This is a genomic window from Corynebacterium sp. HMSC036E10 (assembly GCF_001836265.1).
GTDB classification, from domain to species: Bacteria; Actinomycetota; Actinomycetes; order Mycobacteriales; family Mycobacteriaceae; genus Corynebacterium; species Corynebacterium coyleae.
In genome coordinates this window covers 9,786-10,533 of the sequence record NZ_KV827990.1, presented here as the reverse complement: position 1 = coordinate 10,533, position 748 = coordinate 9,786, and the positions used below count along the sequence as shown (strand labels likewise).

Genomic DNA, 748 nt, shown 5'->3' with positions numbered 1-748 from the left:
CCGAACCAGAACCTGGACTACGAGCCGGAGTACACCGACGTCACCGGTAAGCCTGGTGAGGACGTCAAGGTGGACAAGCCGACCTTCAAGGACAAGGATGGCAACCCGACCACGCCGCCGGAGGGCACGAAATTCACCCCGGGCGAGAACACCCCGGATGGCGTGACCATCGACGAGAACACCGGTGAGATCACGGTGACCATTCCGGAGGATGCCAAGCCGGGCGACAAGATCACCGTTCCGGTGGTTGTGACCTACCCGGACGGCACGAAGGACAACGTTGACGTCACCGTCACGGTGACCGACAAGGACGCTGACCTCTACGAGCCGTCCTACGAGGACAAGTTGGTCGTCCCGGGTAAGGAGACGAAGTCTTCGCCGTTCTTCACCGGCAAGGATGGCAAGGACGCGACCGCTCCTGAGGGCTCGACGTTCAAGATCACTGATGGTTTCACGGCACCTGAGGGCTACGTGGTCACTATCGACGAGAACACCGGCGAGATCACCGTGACCTTCCCGGACAAGTCCAAGTTGAACAAGGATACCGTTGAGGAATTCGACGTTCCGGTTGTTGTGACCTACCCGGATGGTTCCACCGACGACGCGACCGCGAAGTTCAAGCTGGACACCGATGGGGACGGCACACCCGACACTGAGGATCCGGACGATGATGGTGATGGCATCCCGGATGAGAAGGAGATTGACGACGACACCAACCCGAAGGTTCCGAACCAGAACCTGGACTACG

At 59.9% G+C, this 748-nt stretch carries 1 protein-coding gene; it reads left to right on the top strand.

Annotation, left to right across the window (positions count from 1 at the left end; all coding sequences use genetic code 11):
* On the top strand, positions 1 to 748 hold a 748-nt coding region (locus HMPREF2736_RS09225), incomplete at both ends, for a YPDG domain-containing protein (RefSeq protein WP_210399459.1).